Annotated in this window: 20 protein-coding genes; 12 read left to right on the top strand and 8 right to left on the bottom strand. The window is 68.8% G+C overall.

Going from position 1 to position 24,063, the window contains the following annotated elements; translation table 11 throughout:
- The first annotated feature begins 21 nt into the window (after window positions 1–21).
- The 12 genes from AC07EJ_RS36020 to AC07EJ_RS35965 all read left to right on the top strand — a co-directional run bounded on the left by AC07EJ_RS36020 (window position 22) and on the right by AC07EJ_RS35965 (window position 15,633).
- Window positions 22–1,494 (top strand): ABC transporter substrate-binding protein, encoded by a 1,473-nt coding sequence (locus AC07EJ_RS36020; RefSeq protein ID WP_478885858.1) that lies wholly within the window; start codon window positions 22–24, stop codon window positions 1,492–1,494.
- Between the two features lie 78 nt (window positions 1,495–1,572).
- Complete coding sequence (locus AC07EJ_RS36015; protein WP_389485498.1) at window positions 1,573–2,592, top strand: carbohydrate ABC transporter permease; 1,020 nt, start codon at window positions 1,573–1,575, stop codon at window positions 2,590–2,592.
- On the top strand, window positions 2,592–3,470 hold the full coding sequence (locus AC07EJ_RS36010; RefSeq protein WP_389485496.1) for a carbohydrate ABC transporter permease: 879 nt from the start codon (window positions 2,592–2,594) through the stop codon (window positions 3,468–3,470). The genes AC07EJ_RS36015 and AC07EJ_RS36010 overlap by 1 nt, the downstream gene beginning before the upstream one ends.
- 4 nt (window positions 3,471–3,474) lie before the next feature.
- Window positions 3,475–4,764: a hypothetical protein gene (locus tag AC07EJ_RS36005; protein ID WP_393587403.1), complete on the top strand. Its 1,290-nt coding sequence runs from the start codon at window positions 3,475–3,477 to the stop codon at window positions 4,762–4,764.
- Window positions 4,761–5,765, top strand: coding sequence for a hydroxyacid dehydrogenase (locus AC07EJ_RS36000; RefSeq protein WP_478885857.1), 1,005 nt, complete (start codon window positions 4,761–4,763; stop codon window positions 5,763–5,765). Before AC07EJ_RS36005 ends, AC07EJ_RS36000 begins: the two co-directional genes overlap by 4 nt.
- A complete protein-coding gene (locus tag AC07EJ_RS35995; protein ID WP_478885856.1) occupies window positions 5,762–6,730 on the top strand; it encodes a D-2-hydroxyacid dehydrogenase in 969 nt (322 codons plus the stop codon). Before AC07EJ_RS36000 ends, AC07EJ_RS35995 begins: the two co-directional genes overlap by 4 nt.
- Window positions 6,721–7,911, top strand: coding sequence for a mandelate racemase/muconate lactonizing enzyme family protein (locus AC07EJ_RS35990; RefSeq protein WP_478885855.1), 1,191 nt, complete (start codon window positions 6,721–6,723; stop codon window positions 7,909–7,911). Before AC07EJ_RS35995 ends, AC07EJ_RS35990 begins: the two co-directional genes overlap by 10 nt.
- 121 nt (window positions 7,912–8,032) lie before the next feature.
- The gene (locus tag AC07EJ_RS35985) at window positions 8,033–8,836 is read left to right on the top strand and encodes a polysaccharide lyase family 7 protein (protein WP_478885854.1); all 804 of its coding nucleotides are present in this window, start codon (window positions 8,033–8,035) and stop codon (window positions 8,834–8,836) included.
- Between the two features lie 349 nt (window positions 8,837–9,185).
- Complete coding sequence (locus AC07EJ_RS35980) at window positions 9,186–9,737, top strand: hypothetical protein (RefSeq protein ID WP_478885853.1); 552 nt, start codon at window positions 9,186–9,188, stop codon at window positions 9,735–9,737.
- Window positions 9,734–10,429 (top strand): hypothetical protein, encoded by a 696-nt coding sequence (locus AC07EJ_RS35975; protein ID WP_478885852.1) that lies wholly within the window; start codon window positions 9,734–9,736, stop codon window positions 10,427–10,429. Before AC07EJ_RS35980 ends, AC07EJ_RS35975 begins: the two co-directional genes overlap by 4 nt.
- Window positions 10,429–15,174 carry a putative T7SS-secreted protein gene (locus AC07EJ_RS35970; protein WP_478885851.1) on the top strand — a complete coding sequence of 1,582 codons (4,746 nt, stop codon included), beginning with the start codon at window positions 10,429–10,431 and terminating at the stop codon, window positions 15,172–15,174. Before AC07EJ_RS35975 ends, AC07EJ_RS35970 begins: the two co-directional genes overlap by 1 nt.
- Window positions 15,175–15,201: 27 nt before the next feature.
- Window positions 15,202–15,633: an SMI1/KNR4 family protein gene (locus tag AC07EJ_RS35965; protein ID WP_389485473.1), complete on the top strand. Its 432-nt coding sequence runs from the start codon at window positions 15,202–15,204 to the stop codon at window positions 15,631–15,633.
- A gap of 18 nt (window positions 15,634–15,651) precedes the next feature.
- On the opposite strand, the gene AC07EJ_RS35960 is transcribed toward AC07EJ_RS35965, so the two are convergent.
- The 8 genes from AC07EJ_RS35960 to AC07EJ_RS35925 all read right to left on the bottom strand — a co-directional run bounded on the left by AC07EJ_RS35960 (window position 15,652) and on the right by AC07EJ_RS35925 (window position 23,973).
- Window positions 15,652–16,623 (bottom strand): PP2C family protein-serine/threonine phosphatase, encoded by a 972-nt coding sequence (locus tag AC07EJ_RS35960; RefSeq protein WP_389485471.1) that lies wholly within the window; start codon window positions 16,621–16,623, stop codon window positions 15,652–15,654.
- A 397-nt stretch (window positions 16,624–17,020) separates the two neighbouring features.
- Window positions 17,021–17,728: a GntR family transcriptional regulator gene (locus AC07EJ_RS35955; RefSeq protein ID WP_478885850.1), complete on the bottom strand. Its 708-nt coding sequence runs from the start codon at window positions 17,726–17,728 to the stop codon at window positions 17,021–17,023.
- A gap of 61 nt (window positions 17,729–17,789) precedes the next feature.
- Window positions 17,790–18,113 (bottom strand): L-rhamnose mutarotase, encoded by a 324-nt coding sequence (locus tag AC07EJ_RS35950; protein WP_393587388.1) that lies wholly within the window; start codon window positions 18,111–18,113, stop codon window positions 17,790–17,792.
- Complete coding sequence (locus tag AC07EJ_RS35945) at window positions 18,110–19,651, bottom strand: sugar ABC transporter ATP-binding protein (protein WP_389485464.1); 1,542 nt, start codon at window positions 19,649–19,651, stop codon at window positions 18,110–18,112. Before AC07EJ_RS35945 ends, AC07EJ_RS35950 begins: the two co-directional genes overlap by 4 nt.
- Entirely contained in the window at window positions 19,648–20,661 is a 1,014-nt protein-coding gene (locus tag AC07EJ_RS35940) for an ABC transporter permease (protein ID WP_389485462.1), read from the bottom strand. Before AC07EJ_RS35940 ends, AC07EJ_RS35945 begins: the two co-directional genes overlap by 4 nt.
- Window positions 20,658–21,734 carry an ABC transporter permease gene (locus AC07EJ_RS35935; protein WP_389485461.1) on the bottom strand — a complete coding sequence of 359 codons (1,077 nt, stop codon included), beginning with the start codon at window positions 21,732–21,734 and terminating at the stop codon, window positions 20,658–20,660. The genes AC07EJ_RS35940 and AC07EJ_RS35935 overlap by 4 nt, the downstream gene beginning before the upstream one ends.
- Entirely contained in the window at window positions 21,731–22,822 is a 1,092-nt protein-coding gene (locus AC07EJ_RS35930; protein WP_389485459.1) for a mandelate racemase/muconate lactonizing enzyme family protein, read from the bottom strand. The genes AC07EJ_RS35935 and AC07EJ_RS35930 overlap by 4 nt, the downstream gene beginning before the upstream one ends.
- Window positions 22,823–22,866: 44 nt before the next feature.
- On the bottom strand, window positions 22,867–23,973 hold the full coding sequence (locus tag AC07EJ_RS35925; protein WP_478885849.1) for a sugar ABC transporter substrate-binding protein: 1,107 nt from the start codon (window positions 23,971–23,973) through the stop codon (window positions 22,867–22,869).
- Window positions 23,974–24,063 lie beyond the last annotated feature (90 nt).

The raw sequence follows: 24,063 nt of genomic DNA, 5'->3' as shown, positions 1-24,063 counted from the left end.
CGACAGAGCAGGAGCCGACCGATGGGCAAGGGGACAGGAATCAGAGCGCGGGTATTCAGGGCGGGCGGCAGGCCGGCCCTTGTCTGCGCGTTGGTGGTGCCGCTGCTCGCGGCGTGCGGCGGGGGTTCGGGAAGCTCGGGCACCACGCTGAAGATCTGGGACTACTCGGCGGAGCAGACGGACTTCCACAAGAAGGTCGCCGAGGAGTTCCACCGGCAGCACCCCGGCATCACCGTGCAGTGGCAGTCGATCGCGCAGGACGAGTACAAGCGGACGCTCCCCCTGGCTTTCCAGAGCCACCAGGGGCCGGACATCTTCTACTGGAGCGACAACGGCCCGCTGGCGATGTCCCAGCTGATGGGCCAGAAGTGGATCCAGCCGCTGAACGACGGCGCCGCGCTGCCCGCGAGCTTCACCAAGCGCTGGCCCAAGGGGTCGTTCACCGAGGGCGTCAACCAACTCGGCGGCAAGACCTACGGGTTCCCCTTGTCGGAGAGCACCTCCTGGGGCCCCGGCTACATGTTCCTCAACAAGAAGGTCTTCAAGAACGCGGGCCTTGACACCGCGAACCCGCCCAAGACCTGGTCCGACCTGAAGAGCGCCTGCGCCCGCATCAAGGAGAGGACGAAGGCGTACTGCATCGCGTCGCCCACCAAGGACGTCGACTTCCAGCGCATCTTCTACGCGCTCGCCGCGGGCGAGTACACGACCAACGACCTGTTCTTCGACTACAAGAAGGGCACGTTCTCGCTGTCCGAACCTCAGGCGCAGAAGGTGTTCTCATTCATCCAGGAGCTCAAGAAGGACGGCTATCTGGCTCCCGGCAACAACGACAAGAACTTCTCCCGTCAGCAGTTCGCCGCGGGCCAGGCCGGGATCATGATGGACGGCACCTGGCTGCCGTCCGTACTCAAGACCCTCGGCCTGGAATCCTCCGGATACACGGTGGCCGCGCATCCGGTCCCCGACTCGGGCAGCGAGGGTTCCCTGTGGAGCCAGCCCGACGGCAACAAATACTGGGTGAGCGCGGACAGCAAGCAGTCCAAGGCCGCCTGGACGTTCCTGAACTGGATGACGCAGCCCGACGGTTACTTCGCCAGGCAGTACCTGGCGGGCGGCTTCGGAACGCTGGCGTTCGCGGACAACAAGCGCTACATCAAGGACCCGGCGATCCAGCAGATCATGCGCATCGCCGATGAGAGCGACTTCCGCGTCACGCTTCCACTGCCCGTCTCCAAGTGCCCCGACCTGGTCAGGTCCACGGCGTATGTGAAGGCGATCGGCCAGCGGCCCACATGGGAGTACGAGGCGATGTCCGGGGCGCTGAACTCCGGCAGTTCACTGGGCCCCGAGGCCGAACGGATCGTCGACCAGCGGCAGAAGACCCTCACCTCCGAGCTGAAGAAGGAGGCGGCCAAGGGCCTGAAGGTCTCCATGGACTGCTTCACGTTCCCCGACTGGTCGTACACCTCCGACTACCGAGCGGCCAAGTAACCGCTCGCGCCCCGTCAGACGGACTTCGGCAGACGGACTTCGGCAACGGACTTCGGCCAGGACCCCAAAGGACCCCGTATGGCTCTCGCCCCCACCAGTTCGCGTCCACCCGACGCAGCCCCCACCTCCGTCCGCCTGCGCAGCCGGGCGGGCCGGCGCCGGCCCGCGCCGCCGCCGGAGGGGAACCGTGAACGCGCCGAAGGACGCGACCGGCTGTGGGTGGCGGCCTTCCTCGTGCCGTTCCTCGTCCTGTATCTGGGGTTCACGCTGTGGCCGCTGATCGCGACGGTCTACTACTCGTTCTTCGACTGGTCCGGCACCGGGCCGCTGAACAACTTCGTCGGCGGCGGCAACTACAGCCGCGTACTCGGCGACCCGTTGTTCTGGCAGGCCGTCGTCAACACCCTGCTGTTCGCCGTCGGCACGACATTGATCAAACTGCCGCTCTCGCTGCTCGCCGCCCTGGTGATGACCCGCAAGTGGCTACGGGCGAAGAAGGCGCTGCGGACCGTCTTCTTCGCGCCGCTGATCATCCCGGTGGCCATGGCGGGCCTCGTCTTCACCTATCTGCTCAACCCGTCCAACGGCGCGCTCAACTCCGCGCTGCACGGCCTCGGTCTGACCGACGGTACGACCGATGTCTTCGCCAACCGCTGGACGTCGATGCTGGCGCTGATCCTCATCTCGGTCTGGCAGGTGTTCGGCCAGTACATGATCTATTGGATGGCCGCGCTGCAGAACGTGCCCGACGAGCTGTACGAGGCAGCGGCCCTCGACGGTGCCAGTGAGTGGCAGAAGCTGACCCGGATCACGCTGCCGCTGATCCGTCCGGTCGCCGTCGTCATCGTGATGCTCGCCCTGGTCAACGCGATGCACGTGTTCGGGCTCGTCGTCACGCTGACCGGCGGCGGCCCCGGCACGAGCACGTACGTCGTCTCGTACTTCATCTACAAGCAGGCGTTCGGCTCGATGCCCTTCGCCTACGGATACGCCTCGGCCGCGGCCCTGCTGTTCTCCGTCATGGCGTTCCTCCTCGTCACCGGTCAGGGCCTGTTCGTGCGCCGCGCGCAGAAGCTGCGGAAGGAGTACGGAGTCTGATGTCCCGTCCCGAACTCCGCATACCGAGAACGGCAGCACGCGCAAAACGGCTGTCGCGGCCCGTGCGGGCCAACCTCGTCGCACTGCCGCTGCTCATCGTGATCGGCCTCATCTGGGTGTATCCGTTCCTGTGGATCGTCACGGGCGCGTTCAAGACACAGAACGGTCTGTTCACCGGCGGCGCCAGTCTCATGCCCGACCAGTGGAACTTCGACAACTTCCGGCGCGCGTGGGTGGACGCCGGATTCTCGAAGTTCTTCCTCAACACCGTCGTCTACGCGGTCGTGTCCACGCTCGTCGAACTCTTCAAGTCGGCGCTGTGCGGCTACATTCTGGCCCGCTACGAATTCCCCGGCCGGAAGGCTCTGCACCAGCTGATCGTCGCCACTCTCTTCGTGCCGGTTGCCTCCATCATCATCCCGCAGTTCGTCCTCGTGGACAGTCTCGGTCTGCTGAACACCCGGGCCGGCGTGATCCTGGCGATGTCCGGTGCGGCGGGCGCACTGTATGTGCTGCTGTTCATCGGGTTCTTCGCGGGTGTGCCGAGCGATCTGTTCGACGCGGCGAAGCTCGACGGCGCCGGTTTCCTGCGCACGTTCCGGCTTGTCCTGCCGCTCGCGAAACCCGTCATCGCGGTGGTCGTCATCTTCCAGTTCATCAGCAACTGGAATGAATTCAACATCCCGTTGGTGTTCACCCTCGGCCAGCCTGATCTGCAGAATCTCGCGGTCGGCATGCTGTCCTTCAAGGGCGAGCATTCCGTGGACTGGACCGGATTCGCCGCCGGAATGACGCTGTCCGTCATTCCGATGCTCGTTGTCTTCATCTTCTTCCAGAGCTACTTCGTGCGCGGCCTGGCCGGCGCCACCAAGGAGTGACCCCGTGACCACCGAGCCGCCAGGCTCCACCCGACCAGCCCGCACCCGATCAGGCTCCACCCGACCAAGCTCCACCCGACTGGACGGCACGTTCGCCTACACCTGGGACCTGGTGGGCGACCCGGCGGCAGCCGAGCGCATCGCCTCGCTCGGCGTGGGCTCCGTCGTCCTCCAGGCCGCGTACCACTCGGTGCGCGCCATGACGCCGCACCACCCCGCCCACCGCATCGTGCACGCCACGCGCGCCGCCGCGTACTTCCCGCTCGATCCGCACGACTGGTGCGGCACCCGCCTGAGACCGGCCGCGCCGGGCTGGGGCGTCGACGTGCCCGACCGGTTCGGCACGGCGGCCTCGGCCCTGCGCGGGCACGGGTTGCGCGTCGAGGCGTGGCTGGTTCTCACGCACAACACGTCACTGGGCGACCGGGCGCCCGACCTGACGGTGCGCAACGCGTTCGACGAGCGGTACGGCTACGCGCTCTGCCCGGCGCAGCCTGAAGTGTCCGCGTACGCAAGCCGGTTGGTGCGGTCCTTCTGCGCGCGCTACGACGCCGCGCAGGTTCCCGCCCTGATGCTCGAGGCGTGCGGCTGGCTCGGCTTCGAGCACGGCAGCCACCACGAGAAGACCGCGGGCGCCGACCTCAGCGCCGGCTGTCGGAACCTCCTGTCGATCTGCCTGTGCGGGATGTGCCGTCGCGGCATCGAGGCCGCGGGCGCGGACCCGGCCGCCGTCGCCGCAGCCGTGCGCCGCACCGTGGACGCGGAGCTGCGGGACGGGCGCCGTGCGCCGGACAGCTTCGCCGAATCGCTCGGCGAGCAGCCGGCACGGGCCGTGCTGGGCCACCGCCGAGCAGTCATCGAGGATCTGACGCGCCGTATCGCGGCCGAGGCGCCGGACCGCGAACTGCTCCTGATGGCCGACGGCGACCCGCAGGCCACCGGCCCGGACAGCGGACTCGACCTGGGCCGCTTCGACGGGCCCGCCTCCGCCATGGTCGTCAAGTGCTGGGACGACGAGGACCGTTCGGCGGCACGCATCAAGGACGCCGTGGCGGCGAGCCCGCGCCCGGTCATCGCCAACGTCTCCGTCCTCGACGAGCCTTCCGGGGCTCTCGCCCGCCGCGTGGCACGGCTGCGGGCCGCCGGAGCGCAGCGATTCCGCTACTACCACGCGGGCCTGGCCTCACCCGCCCGACTGCGCGCCCTGCGCGCGGCAGCAGCCACCACAGACATGGACGCAGCCACAGACACGGACATCGCCACACCGACACGAGAAGGAACAGGAGCAGCGTGACGAACGAGCGACTCACCGGGATGTACGTGATGGACCCGGCACGCTTCGACGACGTCTACGGACCCGACGAACGCGCCCTTATAGAACGGCACTTGACCATCGAGCAGCCGCCGTGTTCCGCGGCAGAGCTGTCCGGGTCCGGGGACGCGCTGGCGGGCGTCGACGTCCTCGTCACCGGCTGGGGTGCGCCTCGCCTCTCGCCCGGCCTGCTCGCCCGCGCCCCGCGCCTGTCGCTCGTGCTGTACGCGGCCGGTTCCGTGCGGGCCGTCGTCACCGAGGAGTCGTGGGCGCGCGGCGTGCGCATCACGTCCGCCGGTGCCGTGATCGCCGACAAGGTCGCGGACTTCACGCTCGCCCAGATCCTGTACGCGCTCAAGCACGGCTGGCGCTACGCGCTGACCGCGCGCCGCTCGCGGGCCGCCGCCGTCCGCCGCGGCGAACCCGGCACCGCGGGCGCCACCGTCGGACTCGTCTCCCTCGGTGCCACCGGACGGGCCACCGCGAAGCTCCTCGTCCGGCACGGCGTGCGCGTCCTCGCCCACGACCCCTACGTGTCCGACGCGGACGCGCGCACCCTCGGAGTCGAACCGGCCACGCTGGAAGCCGTGTTCGCCCACAGCGACGTGGTGAGCCTGCACGCGCCGCTTCTCGACGAGACCCGCGCCATGATCGACGCGCCGCTGCTGCGCTCCATGCGCCCCGACGCCACTCTCGTCAACACCGCGCGCGGCGGACTGATCGACGAGCCCGCACTGCTGCACGTACTGGAGGAACGGCCGGACCTGTTCGCCGTACTCGACGTCACCGACCCGGAGCCGGCCGTTGCCGGTTCACCCCTGTTCACGCTCGACAACGTGGTGGTCACCCCGCATCTCGCCGGCAGTCTCGGCCCGGAGCGCCGTCTCCTCGGCCGGGCCATGGCCGAGGAGCTGGGCCGCTACGTCGCCGGACAGCCGCTGCGCCACGAGGTGGCCGCCCAAGCGATGGAGCATGCCGCATGAGCTTCACCCTCGTACTGGTGCCGCCCGCGCCGGAGGAGACGCTGACCTGGCCCGAACGGCTCGCGCAGGCGGTCCCCGGAATCGACGTGCTCGTCCCCCAGGGCCCGAAGGACGTCGCCGCGGCGCTGGGCCGGGCGGATGCCGCGTACGGCGCGCTCACCCCTGAACTCCTCGCCGCCGCCGACCAGTTGCGCTGGCTGCAGGCTCCCCAGGCCGGACCGCCGCCCGGCTTCTACCATCCGGCGCTGGTGCGCCACGCGGTCCAGGTGACCAACATGCGCGACACCTACACCGATCACGTCGCCGCCCATACGCTGGCCCTCGTCCTGGCCCTCGCCCGGCAGATCCCCCGCTACGTGCGCGAACAGGCCGCCTCCCACTGGGCACCGGACTGGTCCGACGGCGCCGTCGTCGCGCTCGGCGAGGCACGCGCCCTCGTCGTCGGGACGGGGGCGGTCGGCGCGGAGATCGGGCGGCTGCTCGCCGCGTTCGGCTCACGGGTGGACGGGGTCGACGCCCGCGTCACGACGCGGCCGCCCGGCTTCGGCCGGATCGTCGCGCCGGACCACCTCGACAAGGTGCTCGGCGAGGCGGACATCGTGATCGTCACCGTTCCGCACACCCCTCGGACGGAAGGGCTGTTCGACGCCGGCCGCCTTGCCGCGATGAAGCGCGGCGCCTGTCTGGTGAACGTGGGCCGCGGCCCGACCGTCCGCCTCGACGACCTGGCCGCCGCCCTGGACGCGGGGCACCTACGGGGCGCCGCCCTCGACGTCATGGAGCGCGAGCCGCTCCCTGCCGGTCATCCGCTGTGGCGCCACCCGCGCGCGCTCATCACCCCGCACGTGGCGGGGGCGGGTCCGCATGCCGCAGAGCGCCGTTTCCAGGTGCTCGTGGAGAACGCGCAACGGTTCGCCGCCGGGCGCCCGTTGATCAACGTAGTGGACAAGACGCAATGGTTCTGAACACCGAGCAATCATCCGCCGACTCCGACTCCGACTCCAGTTCCGGGATCACCGTCGAGCGCATCGAGACCTTTACGGTCGCCCTGCCAACCCTGCGGGACTTCGAGGTCGCGGGCGGCGGCGTGACCGTCAAGGGGCGGCCCGGCGTACGGGTCCTGGTCAAAGTCACCGCCTCGGACGGCAGCACCGGCTGGGGCGAGGCCACGCCGATCCCCTCATGGACGTACGAGACCACCGAGTCCATCGTGTCCACGCTCAGCCACTACCTGGCGCCGGCCGCGACCGGGCTGCCGCTGTGGGATCTCGACGGCCTGGTGCGGGTGTGCGACCGCACCATCCGGCACGGCTGGTCCACCGGGATGCCGCTGGCCCGCGCCGCCCTCGACGTCGCATGGCACGACGCACTGGCCCGGTCCCGTGGCGTGAGCCTCGGCGAGCTGTGGGGACGACGCCGCCACGACACCGTCGACCTGTGCTGGATCGCCACCGGCTCCGATCCGGCGGGGCTCGCCGATTCGGTCGCCGAGGGACAGGCGCACGGATACCGGCACTTCAAGATCAAGACGGGTCTCATGCCGGGAGAGCCGGAAAGCAGGGAGGCCGCCCGCGTCGCGGCCGTACGCGAGGCGGCTCCCGAAGCGCGCCTCGTCGTCGACGCCAACCAGGCCGGCACACAGGAATCGGCCCTGCGCCTCGCCCGGCTGCTCGCGCCCCTGGACATCGCTGCGCTCGAACAGCCCCTGCCCGCCAACGACATCGAGGGCCTGCGCCGGCTGCGCGACCTGAGCCCGGTGCCGATCGCCGTGGACGAGAGCCTGCGCCACCCCACCGACCTGGCCGCGTTCGTCCGGCGGAGCGCGATCGGCATCGCCGTCGCCAAGGTGCAGCGGTGCGCCGGGCTCACCCTGTCGCTGCGCCAGTGCCAGCTGGCCGAGGACTGCGGCGTGGCGCTGATGGGTTCGGGCCTGACCGAGTCCGACATCGGCCTCGCCGCGTCCCTGCACCTCTTCGCGGCCTACGACCTCGTCGCTCCGGCCGACCTCAACGGCCGGCAGTTCCTGACCAGCCCCTACGCCACCGGACCCACGATCCGGGTGCGCGCGGGAACGGCCGAGGTTCCCACGGGCCCCGGCCTCGGTATCGGCGTCGACGAAGGGACGGTACGAGAACTCGCCTGCTGAACGATCCCGGGCCGGGCCTGCCCCGGCTGCCGCATGGAAGGCCCACAGAGGGATTGAAGTCCACCGAAGGATCGAAGTCCGCAGAAGGATCGAAGACACCGAAGGATTGAAGGAGCCGCTCATGAACAAGTACGTCCGCTCGTCCATGACATCGCGCCGCAACCTCGCGGCCCTGCTGGCCTCACCGATACTCGCCGCCGCACTCCTCACGGCGGTCCCCGGCGCCTCCGCCACCCCGGCAGGCGCCGCGGCCTGCCCCGCACCGGCCAAGGCGATCGGCCTGAGCGCGGGCTGGAAACTCCAACTCCCCCTGCCCACCAGCTCCGGTTCCCCCCAGGAGGTCGAGCAGCCCGCTCTGGCGACCTACAGCAAGTCCCCGTGGTTCACCACCAAGTCGACCTGCGACGCGATTCTGCTGCGCGCCGCGGTCAACGGCGCCACCACCAGCAACACCGGCTACCCGCGGTCCGAGTTGCGCGAGATGACCGCGGACGGATCGTCGACGGCGAGCTGGTCGTCCACCTCCGGCACCCACACCATGACCTTCGACGAGGCGATCACCCATCTCCCCGAGGACAAGCCGCATGTGATGGCAGGTCAGATCCATGACGAGACGAGCGACGTCACGTCGTTCCGCCTCGAAGGCAGCAGCCTGTACGTCACCTCGTACAACACCACCCACTACAAGCTCGTGACCTCCGCCTACCAGTTGGGCACACGCTTCAAGGGCAAGTTCGTCGTCCACGACGGGCAGGTCGACGTCTACTACAACGGGACGCTCCAGGCCACGGTCGACGCCGACTTCGGCAGTGGCTACTTCAAGGCGGGCGATTACACCCAGGCGAACTGCAACAACTCCTCGCCGTGCGACAGCTCGAACTACGGCGAGGTCGCTCTGTACGGGGTCGATGTGACGCACAGTTGAGTCCGGGGTCTTTCCCCGGTCACCGGCGGGGAAGCACGCTGCGGTGAAGACGTGGGCGGCGGACCGCGCTTGGCGCCGTCGCCCACGTACCCGGCCGGTCTGCCGTCGCCGGGCCGCCTCAACGCCACGAGTTCCTCGACGCTGCCCTGGGTGCATGCAGCTGGTCGGCGCTGGGCGTCGTCCTTGTTCGTGCCCCCGGGCCGATGCGATGCTCTGTGTCAAGGGTGTGACGCAGACCCGTTGCCGCGTGCGATGTGGGGTTGTGATGATGGGCCGTATGCCTGAGCACGGGGACGCGGCAGGTGAGCCGCAGCGAGTTCCGAGGTCACGTCTCGCTGACTACGCGGAGATGAGCGGCCCACCGGCCACCGAGGCAGCGGCGACGCCCGCACAGGAGCGGCCGGATTCCGAAGAGGATCCGACGCCCCTCTCCCAGGAGACGGCCGGCCAGGACACCCAGCAGGCCGGCCAGGAGCCGCTGGCCGAGGATCATCCCGAAGTGGCCGCGCGTAGGCGTGAGTTCGCCCGGCTGCTGGGTGAGTTCCGGCGTACGGCGGTACTGGTGCCGCTCGGGGATGAGCCCGTCCCGGAGGAGGAACGCGGACTGCTGACCGCGGACTTCAACGGCATCCGGTTCATCCTGGCGTTCTCCGACGAACAGGCACTGGCCCGGTACGCGCAAGCGCGTGGCGGGTACACCCGTGAGTGGACCTACCACACGATCATCGGTGCGAGGCTGCTCGATGTCGCCGTGCCGGCGGCCGGGGTGCCGTGCGGCGTGGCCCTGGACTGCGCGGACGGTCCGGACGGCATGGTGTTTCCGCCGGTGAAGGGCATTGTTCCGGACGACGCGGCGGTCGACCGCGACGAGGACGAACGCGATGAGGGGGACGGCGCATGACACTCGACGGGGGCGGCGGTGGCGGTGGCGGTGGCGGGAAGGATCTGAAGACCGGCGGTCTGGATCTGATCGCCAAAGGGCTGACCGAGGCCCTGGCCGAGCTGAAAGAGCTCGGCATGGTCGGCGAGGCCGGAGCCGGGCGCGGTTTCGGTGACATCGCGCTGTCCGGCCTGGAACTCGGTCACGAGGGCCTGACCGGGGACTTCAAGTCCTTCTGTGAGCGCTGGGAGTGGGGGGTGCGCTCGCTGGTGAACGAGGGCAACTCCTTCGCGGTGAAGACCGGTCTGTCGGCGGGCACCTACTACGAGACCGAGCAGTACGTCGAGGGTTCGTTCAAGGTCGTCACGAACGCCGCGATCGGGAACCCGTACGCCTCCGAGGACGAGGTCACCAAGAAGGGCTGGGGCGACATCGCCACGTCGGGCGTGCTCTCGACCCCCGACTACAGCAAGGAGTCCTTCGACCAGGCACTGGCCAACAGCGGCCAGGGCTGGAAGGACGCGGGCCGTGACGTCATGACGTCGCACACCGTGGGCCCCGGGGGCCTCAACCCCGAAAACCTGCACGGCGCGGCCGGCATGTCCGATGCCGAGTACAACAAGTGGCTGGACGACGCCTTCGGCCCGTCCCCCGAGGAGCGGGCCAAGGCCGCCGAGCAGCAGCAGGGTGCTCAGGGCGGGGGTGAGGGCTGATGGGACTCGGTGACCTCGTCGACGGTGTCAAGGGCGGTATCAACAAAGGGCTTTCGGCCGGTGAGGATCTCATCGACGAGGGCAAGAAGAAGGTCGGCGAGGGCGTCGACTACGCCACCAACAAGGTCGGCGACGGGCTCGACTACGTCGGCCTGCACGGGGCGGCCGACGCGGTCGAGGACTGGGGCGACGAAGTCGCCTCCGACCTCGGCGCCACCCCCGGCGAGCAGCAGCTCGGCCAGACCGAGGAGGCCAACGAGCTCGTCCACGGCAACCCGGCCAAGATCCGCGAGTCCGCGAAGCACCTCAAGGACTTCCACACCGCGTTCGACCACGTCTCCCAGGGGATGAAGAAGGTCGACTCGTCCGGCTGGGCGGGCGAGGGCGGCGACGCGTTCCGCAAGAAGTTCGGTGTCCACCCCACCAAATGGGCCCAGGCCTCCGACGCCTGCGACAGAGCAGCCGAAGCGCTCGACACCTTCGCCGACACCGTCAAGTGGGCACAGGACAAAGCCAAGGAAGCCGTCGAGCTCTACAAGAAGGGGCAGCAGGCCTCGAAGGACGCGGTCGACGCCTACAACAAGAAGGCCGACGCCTACAACGCCAAGATCAAGGCGAACGAGGACCCCGGCCCCAAACCCGAACCCTTCCAGGACCCCGGCAAGGCCGACATCAAAAAGGCCCACGAAACCCTCACCGAGGCCCGCAAACAGCGCAACACCGCCGCGGGCGACGCCCAGGGCAAGGTGAAAACCGCCCTCGCACACGCCCCCGCCGAACCCCCACCCCTGGACCGCCTCGGCAACGACCTCGTCGACGGCTACCAGGCCGTCAACACCGAACTCACCCACGTCGTCGGCGGCGCCCTCAAAGGCACCGCCGGACTCGTCAACTTCGCCCGCGGTCTCAACCCCACCGACCCGTACAACCTCACCCACCCCGCCGCCTACATGCAGAACGTCTCCATGACGCTCTCCGGCCTCGTCTCCACCGCCGCCCACCCCGAACGCATCGTCACCGCCGCCGTCGACGGCTTCAAGAAAGACCCCTCCGAATTCGTCGGCCGCCTCATTCCCGAACTCATCGGCACCAAAGGCGCCGGACTCGCCCGCAGCGGCCTACGACTCGGACTCAAAACCGCAGTCAAGGACGGTGCAGAAAACGCCCTGCGCCGCGAAGCACGCAACGCCCTCGAGAAGGAACCGCACGGCACATCGAGGCATCCCGGCGAGCGCACCTGTGAGAAGGACCCCGTGGACATGGCCACGGGCTGCGTGCTGCTGTCCCAAACCGATGTCAGCCTGCCTGCGGTGCTGCCGCTCGTCCTCAAGCGCGAGTACTCCTCGGCCTACCGCTCCGGCCGGTGGTTCGGCCCATCCTGGTCCTCCACCATCGACCAGCGTCTGGAAATCGACGAGGAAGGGATCATCTTCGTCGGCGAGGACGGCCTCCTCCTGAGCTACCCTCATCCCGCCCCTGGCGTACCGACGTTGCCTCGTCACGGCAGCTCCCGCTGGCCTCTGGACCGCGAGGGAGACAGCTACACCGTCACCGACCCCGCCGGCGGGCGCACCTGGCATTTCGAGGACACCACGCACGGCACCGCGCTGCTCGAACAGCTCGACGACCGCAATGGGAACTGGATCCGCATCGAGTACGACGAGGAGGGCAGCCCGCGCGCCGTGGAGCACAGCGCCGGCTACCGGCTCGTCGTCGCTTGCGCCGGCGGGCGCGTGACGGCGCTCTCCCTGGCCGGGGCGGGGTCCGAGGAAAGCGATCAAGAGCTCCTGAGCTACGGCTACTGCGCCGAAGGGCATCTGACCGAGATCGTGAACTCGTGTGGTCGTCCCACGCGGTTCGCCTACGACGAGCGCGGCAGGATCATCTCCTGGACCGATACCAACGGCCGTTCCTTCACCTATACCTACGACGAGCGAAATCGTTGCGGCTCTCAATCCGGGGAGGCCGGGCACCAGCAGTCGGTCTTCACTTACGGTCCCGTCGATACCGCGACGGGCCTGCGGACGACCACCATCACCGACTCGTTCGGCCACGACACACAGTTCGTGATCAATGAACGGTGCCAGGTGGTCGCACGGATCGACCCTTCGGGCCACGCCTCCCGCTTCACGCGTGACGCCCGCAACCGGCTCCTCGAACATACCGATCCACTCGGTCACACGATGAGACTCGAGTACGACGAGGCCGGCAACCTCGTCACGGTGACTCGCCCTGACGGACGTGCGGCCCGCGCTGAGTACAACGACCTGGGGCTTCCGGTCAGGGTCACCGATCCGGACGGCACCGTCACCCGGCAGACCTATGACGACCGCGGCAACTGCACCTCCGTCGGCAGCGGGCCCGGGCAAGAGAAGCGTTACACCTACGACGAAGCCGGACGGCTCACCTCCGTCACGGACCCGATGGGGCACTCCACCACAATCAATTCCAACCGCGCCGGTCTGGCCGTGGAAGTGACCGACCCGCTGGGGGCGGTGACACGCTACGAGCGTGACGTCTTCGGCAGGCCCACCACGATCACCGACCCGGTCGGAGCCTCGGCGCACCTGGCCTGGACACGCGAGGGCCACCTCGCCCGCTACACCGCGCCCGACGGCGCAGTCGAATCCTGGACGTACGACGGGGAGGGGAACTGCACCAGCCACACCGACGCGCTGGGCGGCACTTCGCGATCCGAGTACACCCACTTCGACTTGCTCGTCGCCCGGACGGGACCGGACGGCGCCCGCCACGAATTCCGTCACGACACGGAGCTGCGCCTCACCGCAGTCGTCAATCCACAGGGCCTGACGTGGAGTTACGCGTACGACGCAGCGGGCAATCTGGCATCCGAGACCGACTTCGACGGCCGTCGCCTCGACTACGCCTACGACGCCGCAGGCCACCTGATCTCCCGCACCGACGCATCCGGGCAGACCGTGCACTACGAACGGGACTTCCTCGGACAGGTGACCCGCAAGGACGTTCAGGGGCACATCACAGAATTCGCCTACGACGTCACCGATCAGCTGGCCCAGGCCACCAGCCCGGACTGCACGCTGACACTGCTGCGTGACCGCTTCGGCCGTCTGCGCTCCGAGACCGTCAACGGCCGCACCCTTTCCTATACGTACGACGAGTGGGGCAGGCTGATCGGCCGAACCACTCCGACCGGCGCCACCACGACCTGGCAGTACGACGCGCTGGGCCGTCCGGCCCGGATGAGCGCAGCGGGCCGCACGATCGACTTCGCCTACGATGCGGCGGGCCGCGAAGTCTCCCGCCATATCGGCGGCTCCCTCTCCTGGAGCAACCAGTTCGACGAGGTCGGACGGCTCACTGCCCGGACCGTCGCGGCGAGCGCACGCCGCCGCACGATCCAGCAACGCTCGTACTCCTACCGGGCCGACGGCCACCTCACGGGCGTGGAGGACGACGCCACAGGACCACGCCGTATCAGCCTGGACCCGTCCGGCCGCGTCACCGCCATCCAGTCCACCGACTGGAGCGAGACCTACGCCTACGACGAAGCGGGCAACCAGGTCTTCGCCTCGTGGCCGCCGAACCACCCCGGTCACGAGGCCACCGGTCACCGTTCCTACCGCGGAACCCGGCTCACCGGCGCCGGCATGGTCCGCTACGAGCACGATGCTCAAGGGCGCGTCACTTTGCGTCAGAAGGCCCGGCTGTCCCGCAAGCCCGACACCTGGCGCTACGAGTGGGATGCCGAGGACCGCCTGACCAGCGCTGTCACCCCGGACGGCACCCGCTGGCGCTACACCTACGACCCACTCGGACGCCGCACCGGCAAGCTGCACCTGGCCGACGACGGCGAAACCGTCATCGAACGCACCGATTTCACCTGGGACGGCACCACGCTGTGCGAACAGACCACCGTCTCCGTACAAGCCCCCCACCCCGTGACCCTCACCTGGGATCACCGCGGCCTGCACCCGATCACACAGACCGAGAGAGTCACCACCGCGGACGCCCCCCAGGCCGAGATCGACGCCCGGTTCTTCGCCATCATCACCGACCTCGTCGGTACCCCCACCACGCTGGTGGACGAAGACGGCGACGTCGCCTGGCAGACCCGGCGCACCCTGTGGGGCACGACGGCCTGGGCCGTCGGCAACTCGGCCTACACTCCCCTGCGTTTCCCGGGACAGTATTTCGATCCCGAAACAGGCCTGCACCACAACCAGTTCCGTCAGTACGACCCGGAGACGGCGCGCTATCTGACCTCCGACCCGCTGGGCCTGGCGCCGGCCCCCAACCCGTCCACATACGTCCACAATCCCCACCTGTGGGCCGACCCGCTCGGCCTGACGCCGTGTGAAGACGCGGCGAACAACGCCAAGGCCGACAAAACAACCCCGCTCGGCAAGGAAATCCCGACTCGTGACGAGGCCTCCGTCGGCAGCACGACGAACCACAAGTACAAGCAGACGTTCTTCAACGAACACCCGGAGCTCAAAGGCAAGGTGGTCGTCCATCACGCCATCGAGCAGCAGGTCCTGAAACGTTACCCGGGCCTGTTCTCCCCGGACGAAATCCATTCGCTCGAGAATCTGCGCGGAATTCCCAAAGGAGACATCAACAGCAGAATACATCTCAGCGAGATCCGCGTTTCCTGGAATGAGTTCTACAGAACCCACCCCAACCCCACTCGGCAAGAGGTCCTGGACCACGTCACGCAAGTGGATGATAACCTCGGGAACTGGTTCAACCCTCGCATCAGATGATCGACAGAAAATGGAGAACAGGCCGAGATGTGGCGTGAACTGGCCTCAGAATTCCCGGATGTCGAGCTGCAGGATGCAGCCGCTCCCGACGCCCTGGCAGCTGTCGAGGAACAGCTCGGCCAGCCGCTGCCCGAAGCTCTGCGTCAATTGCTGCTGGAGACCGACGGTATCGAGGCGGACTACGGAACCGAGGTGGCCTGGACGGCCGAGAAGATCCTCGAAGAAAACCGTTCCTTTCGCAGCAATGAAGAATTTCGCGGCCTCTACATGCCGTTCGACGCTTTGATGTTCTTCGGAGACAACGGCGGCGGCGACCAGTTCGCTTTCGTGCGCACCCCGGACCGTGACGACGTCTTCGTCTGGGACCACGAGACCGACAGTCGTATCTGGGTCGCGCCGTCGTTGGAGCAGTACCTGCGCAGCGCACTCGGGAGCGACGGAGACGACTGGTACCGGTAAGCAACGCCGCAGACGTCGTCAGGGCTCACACAGGCGTACGGCGAGGGCGGCGACGTCGTCGTCGAGGCGTGCGCTGCTGTAGCGCAGGAGATCGCGGTGAAGAGCCGTGAGCAGTTCGCGCGGCGGCGTCTGGGGCTGTCGACGCATCCAAGCTGCCAGCGGGAAGAACTCGCCGTCGCGGGCGCGGGCCTCAGCGATCCCGTCGGTGTAGAGAAGCAGCAGGTCGCCCGGGGTGAAGTCGAAGGTTTCGACGTTGTACTGATCGCCGATCAGCTCCGCGAGGCTGAGCAGTGGCGAGGGTGTTGCCGACTCGAGGACACGGAGTGTCCCGCGGTTCAGGAGCAGTGGGGGCGGGTGTCCGCAGTTGAGGATGCCGATACGTCTGCCGTCGTGCGGGATCTCGACGAGAAGGGCGGTGGCGAAGCGTTCCATCGCCCCCTCGGGGGCAAAGGCGGCGTTGTATCGGTTGCTGCTGGCGTCCAGCCTGCGCGCGACGTCGACCATGTCGGCCTCGCCGTAGGCCGCCTCCCGGAAGGCGTTGACGATCGCCGCGGCCGCCCCCACTGCCGGCAGGCCCTTGCCCCGCACGTCACCGATGAGCAGCCTGACCCCGTATGGCGTATCGACCACCTCGTAGAAATCCCCGCCGATGCGGGCCTCCGCCGCGGCCGCGAGGTACAGCGACTCGATCTCGATACTGCCGAGGCGGCGCGGCATGGGGCTCAGCACCACCTGCTGCGCCGCGTCGGCGACGAGCCGCACCTGGAAGAGGGTGCGCTCCCGCTTGAGCCGGACATGGCTTCCGTACGCTGCGGCCACGGTGACCGCGATGATCCCCGCGGACGTCCACCACGTCCCCAGGCCGGGGAAGACGAGGCTGAGGCCGATCATCAGAAAGAGGCAGACCGTCCCGAGCAGGACGGTGGGGAGGACTGGCCACATGGCGGCGGCCAGGGCCGGCGCCGCAGGCAGAAGACGGCTGAAGGCCATTTCCGGCGGAGTGGCGTATGCCAGGCCGGCGATGACGACGGTCAGGATGACCGGCGACAGCCGTACAAGTCTTCCTGGACCGGGGCGCCTATGGAGTCGCGGCCGTCCAGACTCGATCACGCTTCCCAGAGTATCCACGTAATGAGGGCATGGCGCTCTGACGAACCCGGTCGGCTCCGTGAAGGCTTCTGGATGGCGCATTCGAAGGACCGGCGTCTCGACTCGTGGACATCCAGATCCGGCCAGCCAGGAACCACGTATGCCATTTTGCTGTCCCTTGACTTGTCTTTGACCTGGCTTTGATTCGGTCGCAGAAACAGATCATCCATTCGCCGGGTAGGAGGTGGGGCCCAGGTCTTGCGGGAATGGGCACCCGGTCGAGCGGCCGGCGGCCGGCTCAGGGGGCGTCCCCGCGGTTGCGCTGCCGGTCCAGGCTGAGCCGCAGGTGCTCGGCCATCGCTTCCGCCGCACGCTCGGGACTGCGGCGCAGCACCGCACGGACGATGCGCTCGTGCTCGGCGAGTGTCGGCTCGCCCGCCCCGGGGATGGAGCGGAGCCGGAAGATGTGCAGATGGGAGTGGAGGCGCTCGATCGCGTCCGCGAGGAGCAGGCGCCCGGCGCCGGCCGCAACGGCGTCGTGGAAGCGCTGGTCCAGTGCCACGAAATCTCGGTAGGCGGCGTACCGGCCGTCCACCGCGGGGCGGGTCTGCATCTCCTCCAGCAGCTGCTCGAGGGTGTCCAGCTGCGTCTCATCGGCATACGTCGCCGCGAGGGCCGCGGCCCGCGGTTCCAGGAGCAGCCGCATCTCGAAGAGCTGCTCCAGCCCTTCCGGCGTGAGCAGTTCGGTCGCGCGGTAGCCCGCCAGCGACCGTTTGACCAGCAGCCCGTCGGACTCCAGGCGGGCCAGGGCCTCGCGCACCGGGGTGGGCGAGACCTGGAGGGACCGCGAGAGGGACTCGATGCCGACGCGGGCGCCGGGGACGATCTCGTGGTCCATCACCATGGCCTTGATGGCCTCGTACACGGTGTCCGTCAGGACCTGGCGCTGCGGCTTCGCGGCCGGGTCGTCAAGGCGGTCGGAGGCGGTGGGGTCGTGGGACGGCATCCGGCCTCCAGGTGCGCAGCGAAGGATCGATCGGCGGGGACGAGTCTATCGAGGCCGTTCCTCACTCCATGAGGAACACCTGTTCAAGGCCGGTCCACCACTCCCCCGGTGCCGCCTCCTCGACCGGCTCCTGGCACGGGTCGGTGAGCCTCCACCACGCCTGCGTCGCCGCGTCGTCCGCGATGGCCCGCAGGTCCGCCTCCAGGTCGTCGCCGTGGTACTCGAAGTAGCTGAACAGCCGGTCGCCCAGCAGGTGGATCGAGTAGTTGGCGATGTGGGAGCGGCGCAGCCGGTCGAGGACCGGCTGCGGGACGTCGCGGTGCAGCTCCCGGTACTCGGCGAGCTTCTCGGGCCGCACCTTGATGACCTGGGCGATGCGCTTCATGCCGTGTTCCTCTCCTGGACGGCCTCCTCGGGGCGGCCGTGGATGAGACGGATGATCCGGCCGCTCATCTCCTCGTAGTCGTGATCGTTCTGCACTTCGCCGCGCCTGCGGTAGCCGCCCATGACGACGACGCGGTCCGCCAGGGTCACCATTTCGCCGAGGTCGCTGCTGATCAGCAGGATCGCGAGGCCCTTGCCCGCGAGCTCCCAGAGCAGTTCGTGAAAGGCCCTCTTCGTACGGATGTCGACGCCCACGGTGGGCTCGTCGACGACCAGCAGACGGGTGTCGGCGGCGAGCCACTTCGCGAGGCTCACCTTCTGCTGGTTGCCTCCGGAGAGTTCCCCGGCGGGCTGGTCGAGTCCCGAGATACGGATGCCGAGTTGCTCGACCAGCTCCGCCGCCGTGGCGCGTTCGCGGTCGGCCGGTACGTAGCCCAGGGCGCGGGCAAGCTTCCGCCAGACGGTGACCGTGATGTTCCGTACGATCGGCTGCTCCAGGAAGACGCCCTCCTCCTTGCGGTTCTCCGTCACGTAGCCGATTCCGTGCTCGTGCAGCGCCTGCCGGGGTGAGTTGATGCGCGCCGGGGCACCGTGCACCCGGATCTCGCCGGACTCGATGCGGTCAAGTCCCAGGATCGCCTTGGCCAGTTCGCTGCGGCCCGCGCCGACGAGTCCGTACAGGCCCACGATCTCGCCCACCCGGACATCGAGCGAGATGTCCCGGTGACCTGCCCCGGTGGAGATCCCGGAGAGCGAGAGGGCGGGCGGTGCGGTGGTGTCGACGGTCCGTGGTGTGAAGCCGGACGTCGTGTGGGCGCGGCCCACCATCAGGTTCACCACGTCGTCGTGGGTGTGGTCGGCGAGGGGTGCGGAGTCCAGTACGGACTGCCCGTCGCGCAGCACCGTGACCGTGTCGCACACGGCGAACACCTCCTCCAGCTTGTGGCTGACGAAGACGACGCAGGTGCCCCGGTCCGCGAGCCTGCGGATCACCCCGAAGAGCCGCTCGGTCTCCTGGGGCGAGAGGGAGGCGGTCGGCTCGTCGAGCAGCAGGACCCTGCTCTCGGTGAACAGCGCTTTCGCGATTTCCACCAACTGCTTCTGGGCGACGGAGAGTTGGGAGACCGGGGTCTGCGGGTCCAGCTCCACCCCGATCTCGGCCAGGCACCTCAGGGCGGGGGCGGACATCGCCTCGCGGTCGATCATCCCGCGTCGGGACGGCGGGGCCTGGAGGCAGATGTTCTCCGCGACGGAGAAGGCGGGCACCAGGTTCCGCTCCTGGTGCACGACCCCGATCCCGGCCTGCGCGGCCTCCAGCGGCGACCGGAACCGTACGTCCTCACCGTGCAGCAGAAGCTGCCCGCCGTCCGGCGGGTGGACCCCGGTGAGGACCTTGATCAGGGTGGACTTTCCCGCACCGTTCTCGCCGAGCAGGGCGTGTACCGTGCCGGCCTCCAGGCGCAGCCCCACGCCGTCCAGCGCCCGGACACCGGGGAAGACCTTGACGATGCCGCGGGCTTCGAGAAGTACCTCGCTCATGACGCAACTCCATTGAGAGGAAGTGGAGTTGTGGCCTTCGACTGACGGATACGGCCGCCTATCACGGTGCCCAGGACGACGATGCCGATGAGGAAGTTCACCCAGCTCGGGTCGAGCGAGAACTGCGCCCGCGCGGTGTCGATGAGCCGCATGAGGAAGGCAGCGAGGACGGTGCCGAGTACGGCCACCGAGCCGCCGGTGAGTGCCACTCCCCCGATGATGGGGGCCGCGAAACTGGGCAGCAGCCAGTCGCCGCCGACGCTGGCGTTGACTCCGGGAAGGGATGCGGTGGCCGTGACGGCGGCGACGCCGATCAGCAGTCCGGACAGGGTGTGGGCGAGGACGATCTGCCGGTCCGTGGAGATGCCGGACAGGCGTGCGGCGAGGGGATTGCCGCCCGCCGCGAGCAGCCGGCGCCCGGCGATGCCGCGGTGCATGAACAGTGCGAGCAGCGCGGCCGTGGCGACAGCCGCCAGGAACACCAGGGGGATGTTCAGCGGTGCGGCCGACCCCAGGTCCTTGAGGAAGGAGGAGTAGCCGTCCACGGTCCGGGTGCCCACCACGCGGTACTGGGCGCCCAGCAGCATGGTCATGGTGGCCAGGGTGACGATGAAGCCGTTGATCCGGGTGGCCACGATGAACACCCCGGTCAGCAGCCCGATCAGGGTGGCGATCAGTAGGCCGGCCACCACCACGACCGCCATCGGCCAGTGCGCGTCGGCCATCAGGACGGCCATCACGGCGGCGGTGAATCCGCCCAGGGCGCCGACGGCCAGATTGAGCTGGCCCACACACAGGGCCACCATCTGGGCCAGCCCGATGAGCACCGGAGTGGCGAGGTATTGCAGAAGGGTTCGGACGGAGTTCCCGCCGAGGAAGTCGCCCGAGGAGGCGATCGCGAGGCCGGCGCAGCCCACGACGACGACGGCCAGCAGCGTCGTCTCGGTGGAGCGTGAGTGCCGCCGGATCGCGGGGGTGAGTGTGGTCAGGACGTCACGGGTCAGGCTCATGTGGACCGCACCACCTTGCGGTAGGAGACGACGTTACGGATCCGGTCGGCCGAGAGGGCCAGCAGCAGGACGCCGCCCAGATAGATGTTCAGGCTCTCCAGACCGACCCCGAGCAGATCGAGCCCCTTGCGGATCACGTCCACCAGCGAGGTGCCGAGCAGCGCGCCGAGTACGGAGACGACTCCGCCGGTCAGCAGCGTGCCGCCGAGCACCGCCCCGAGGAACGAGGGGAGCATGAACTCCCCGCCGATGGAGGCCCGGAACGACCCGGTGCTGACGGCCGCCATGAACCCGGCGAGGGAGGCGAGCAGCCCGGACAGGGCGTGGGCGGTGACGATGCGCCGGCGGGTCGGAATCCCGGAGAGTTCCGCGGCGGCGGGGTTCGCGCCGGTGAGGAGCAGTTCGCGGCCGGTGCGGGTGTAGCGGTACAGGAAGCCGAGGCCGAGCAGGGCCAGGACCGTGAACTGGGCGAGCTGCGGCACCGCGCTGGAGCCGCAGACGGGGCCCGCGCAGATGTCGGCGAGCGAGTAGCTGCGCAGCTCCGCCATGCCCGCCGGGGTCGAGGTGAAGGCCGCGTTGTCGGTCAGCGCCCCGTACAGCAGCGATACGAGTCCCAGGAGCGCGAAGTCCATGGCCAGCGTGACGACGAAGGAGCTCACTCCGGTCCGGGCGATCACCCATCCGGCGAGCGCCCCGATCGCGGTGCCTGCGACCAGGCAGAGCAACAGGCCCAGGGCGAGCGGGAGATGGAGCCGGTCGTAGCCGAGTCCGGCGAACATGGCGCCGAAGGAGGCCATGCGTCCGACGGCGAGGTTCATGTGCCCGACCGACAGCACGACCATCTGCGCCAGTGCCACCACGGTCAGCGTGGAGATGTCGCTGAGCAGGGGGAAGAGGGAGAACTGAGCGTTGAAGAATGCGGGACGCAGCGCCCCGAACAGCGCGGCCAGCGCGACGACCAGGACGAGGAGGCCGAGTTGCTGGTTGACCCAGAACGGCAGCCGGCCGGCGGACCGGGGCTTGTCGGTGACGGGTCCCGCCGCGGGCGCGGGTGGTGCGGTCGTGGTGTTCATGCCACCGTCCGGTCGTCCAGGGCGTCCCGGTCCCAGTCGATGCCGATGCCCGGCACGTCCGGGGCGAGAGCGCGTCCGCCGTCCACGGCGAGCTCCGAGCGGGTGACGGCCCTCAACTGCGGTATGTACTCGACGAACCGGCCGTTGGGCACGGCGGCGACGAGGCTGATGTGCAGTTCCATCAGGAAGTGCGGGCAGACCATGACGTTGAAGGTCTCGGCGAGATGGGCGACCTTCAGCCAGGGCGTGATGCCGCCGACGCGGGCCACGTCGACCTGGACGACGGAGGCGGCACCTGACTCCAGGTACTGCCTGAACTGCAGGGGCGAGTACAGGGATTCACCCACAGCCACGGGAATCGAGGTGGCCTGCGCCAGCCGTGCGTGGCCGCTCACGTCGTCGGCCGGCAGGGGTTCCTCCAGCCAGAACGGAGCGTAGGGCTCCAGTGCCGCGGCGAGCCGCAGCGCGGAGGACGCGGTCTGGGACTGGTTGGCGTCCGTCATGATGTGCAGGGCGGGCCCGACGGCCTCCCGTACGGCGCTCAGCCGCTCGACGTCCTCGGAGACGTGCTCCTTGCCCACCTTGATCTTCACCCCGGACCACCCCTTGTCCCGGGCGTCCAGGGCGCCCTTGACGAGGTCCTCGGTGCTGAGGTGCAGCCAGCCGCCCTCGGTGTCGTACAGCGGGACGTCCTGGCGGAACCCGCCGGCCAGCCGCCACAGCGGTTCTCCGGCCCGCTTGCACCGCAGATCCCACAGGGCGGTGTCGACCGCGGCGAGGGCGAGCGAGGTGATCGCCCCGACGGCGGTGGCGCGCGTCAGGGAGAAGAGCTCCTGCCACAGCCCCTCGACGCGGCGGGCGTCCTGCCCGATCAGCCGGGGCAGCAGGTGGTCGCGCAGCATGGCGAGGACGGACGAGCCGCCGGTGCCGATGGTGTACGCGTATCCGGTGCCGGTGAGGCCCTCGGACGTGGTGAGGTCGACGAAGATCGTCTCTTGCTTGACGAACGACTGGACGGCGTCGGTCCGTACCGTCTCGACCTCGATGTCGGCGAGATGGGCCGTGGCGGCGGTGATGACGATGCTCATGGGACTCCGGGTGTACGGGAGGTGCAGGGGTACGGGGCCGCCGGTCAGCGGCAGTTGAGCAGCTCGTCGGCGAACTTCTTCTTCAGCTCGGCGGTCTTGGACTTGCGGGCGGTGTCGTAGTCGGCGACGTTCTTCTTCGTCACCACGAACGACCCCGAGTCGACCGTGACGCCGGGGGTCCGCATCGTGCACTGCTTGGTCTGCAGCAGGGCGAGCACCCAGGACCCGATGTCGGCCTGGCCGACCGGGTTCTGCACGACGGTCGCGCTCACGGAGCCGTTCCTTATCGAGCTGAGGATCTTGGCGTCGTCGTCGATCGCGATGACCTTGGCCTTCGACCCGGAACTGCGCACCGCACCCGCGGCGGCGACCGCCGGGTTGTAGGCGGTGGCGACGATGCCCTGGATCGACTTGCCCTTGGCGGCCATCAGGTCGGAGACCGCCTTCTGCGCCGTCTGGAGGTCCTTGTCGATGTCGGTGACGGTCTGCAGCAGCTTCACCTTCCCGCCGCTCTCGTGGACCGCCCTCTTCACGCCCTTGATCCGCAACTGGGTGTTGGCGTCGACGTTGTTGCCCGTCAGATGGACCAGGGTGCCCTTGCCGCCCATCTGGTCGATGGCTGCCTTGGCGGCTTTGTACGCGGCGAGTTCGACGTCGGTCGACAGACAGAAGTCCGCCTTGTCGACCGTGCCCGCGGGACAGGAGCCGAGCGAGGCGACGGAGAGCCCCTGGGACTTGAGGCGGGCGAAGGTGCTGTTGATGTCGGTCGGCGAGACACCGAAGACGCCGAAGGCGTTGTAGCCGCGGGCGGCGAGGGAGGACAGCAGGTCGTTCTGCTTCTGCTGGTCCCACTCGGCGGTCTCGTCGAAGGTGACGCCTCCCAGCTTGTACGTGCTCTTGGCGGTCTGCCCGGCCTGCTTCCAGGGCTGGAAGTAGGGGTGCGCCCCGCCGGGGACCAATGCGACCTTCACGCCCGAGCCGTTCGCCAGCTCGGCCGTCCCGTCGCCCGTGCTCGCCGACGCTCCGGCGCCCGCGTTCACCGGATCCCCGGAGTTCTTGATGGTGCAGCCCACCGCACCGGCTGCCAGGAGCGTCCCGGCGACGGCGGCCCGCGCCACGGTTCTCAGCAGGAGCTGGTTCTTCACGACCATCTACCCCAATCCAATAGGATCTTTGCAGGGCGATGGTGCGCCGACAGTGCGGCCGCGTCAATACGTTCGACAGGACGGCGCACGGAAGTT

The organism is Streptomyces sp. NPDC045026, from assembly GCF_056432625.1.
Note: the sequence above shows the minus strand (reverse complement) of the source record. Positions and strands in the feature narration are given on the sequence as shown.

Excerpts from the sequence above, each read along its gene's own strand:
- AC07EJ_RS36020 (WP_478885858.1), top strand. The coding sequence starts at position 22 with ATGGGCAAGGGGACAGGAATCAGAGCGCGGGTATTCAGGGCGGGCGGC.
- AC07EJ_RS36015 (WP_389485498.1), top strand. The coding sequence starts at position 1,573 with ATGGCTCTCGCCCCCACCAGTTCGCGTCCACCCGACGCAGCCCCCACC.
- AC07EJ_RS36010 (WP_389485496.1), top strand. The coding sequence starts at position 2,592 with ATGTCCCGTCCCGAACTCCGCATACCGAGAACGGCAGCACGCGCAAAA.
- AC07EJ_RS35995 (WP_478885856.1), top strand. The coding sequence starts at position 5,762 with ATGAGCTTCACCCTCGTACTGGTGCCGCCCGCGCCGGAGGAGACGCTG.
- AC07EJ_RS35990 (WP_478885855.1), top strand. The coding sequence starts at position 6,721 with ATGGTTCTGAACACCGAGCAATCATCCGCCGACTCCGACTCCGACTCC.
- AC07EJ_RS35985 (WP_478885854.1), top strand. The coding sequence starts at position 8,033 with ATGAACAAGTACGTCCGCTCGTCCATGACATCGCGCCGCAACCTCGCG.
- AC07EJ_RS35980 (WP_478885853.1), top strand. The coding sequence starts at position 9,186 with ATGAGCGGCCCACCGGCCACCGAGGCAGCGGCGACGCCCGCACAGGAG.
- AC07EJ_RS35975 (WP_478885852.1), top strand. The coding sequence starts at position 9,734 with ATGACACTCGACGGGGGCGGCGGTGGCGGTGGCGGTGGCGGGAAGGAT.
- AC07EJ_RS35970 (WP_478885851.1), top strand. The coding sequence starts at position 10,429 with ATGGGACTCGGTGACCTCGTCGACGGTGTCAAGGGCGGTATCAACAAA.
- AC07EJ_RS35965 (WP_389485473.1), top strand. The coding sequence starts at position 15,202 with ATGTGGCGTGAACTGGCCTCAGAATTCCCGGATGTCGAGCTGCAGGAT.
- AC07EJ_RS35960 (WP_389485471.1), bottom strand. The coding sequence starts at position 16,623 with ATGGCCTTCAGCCGTCTTCTGCCTGCGGCGCCGGCCCTGGCCGCCGCC.
- AC07EJ_RS35955 (WP_478885850.1), bottom strand. The coding sequence starts at position 17,728 with ATGCCGTCCCACGACCCCACCGCCTCCGACCGCCTTGACGACCCGGCC.
- AC07EJ_RS35950 (WP_393587388.1), bottom strand. The coding sequence starts at position 18,113 with ATGAAGCGCATCGCCCAGGTCATCAAGGTGCGGCCCGAGAAGCTCGCC.
- AC07EJ_RS35945 (WP_389485464.1), bottom strand. The coding sequence starts at position 19,651 with ATGAGCGAGGTACTTCTCGAAGCCCGCGGCATCGTCAAGGTCTTCCCC.
- AC07EJ_RS35940 (WP_389485462.1), bottom strand. The coding sequence starts at position 20,661 with ATGAGCCTGACCCGTGACGTCCTGACCACACTCACCCCCGCGATCCGG.
- AC07EJ_RS35935 (WP_389485461.1), bottom strand. The coding sequence starts at position 21,734 with ATGAACACCACGACCGCACCACCCGCGCCCGCGGCGGGACCCGTCACC.
- AC07EJ_RS35930 (WP_389485459.1), bottom strand. The coding sequence starts at position 22,822 with ATGAGCATCGTCATCACCGCCGCCACGGCCCATCTCGCCGACATCGAG.
- AC07EJ_RS35925 (WP_478885849.1), bottom strand. The coding sequence starts at position 23,973 with ATGGTCGTGAAGAACCAGCTCCTGCTGAGAACCGTGGCGCGGGCCGCC.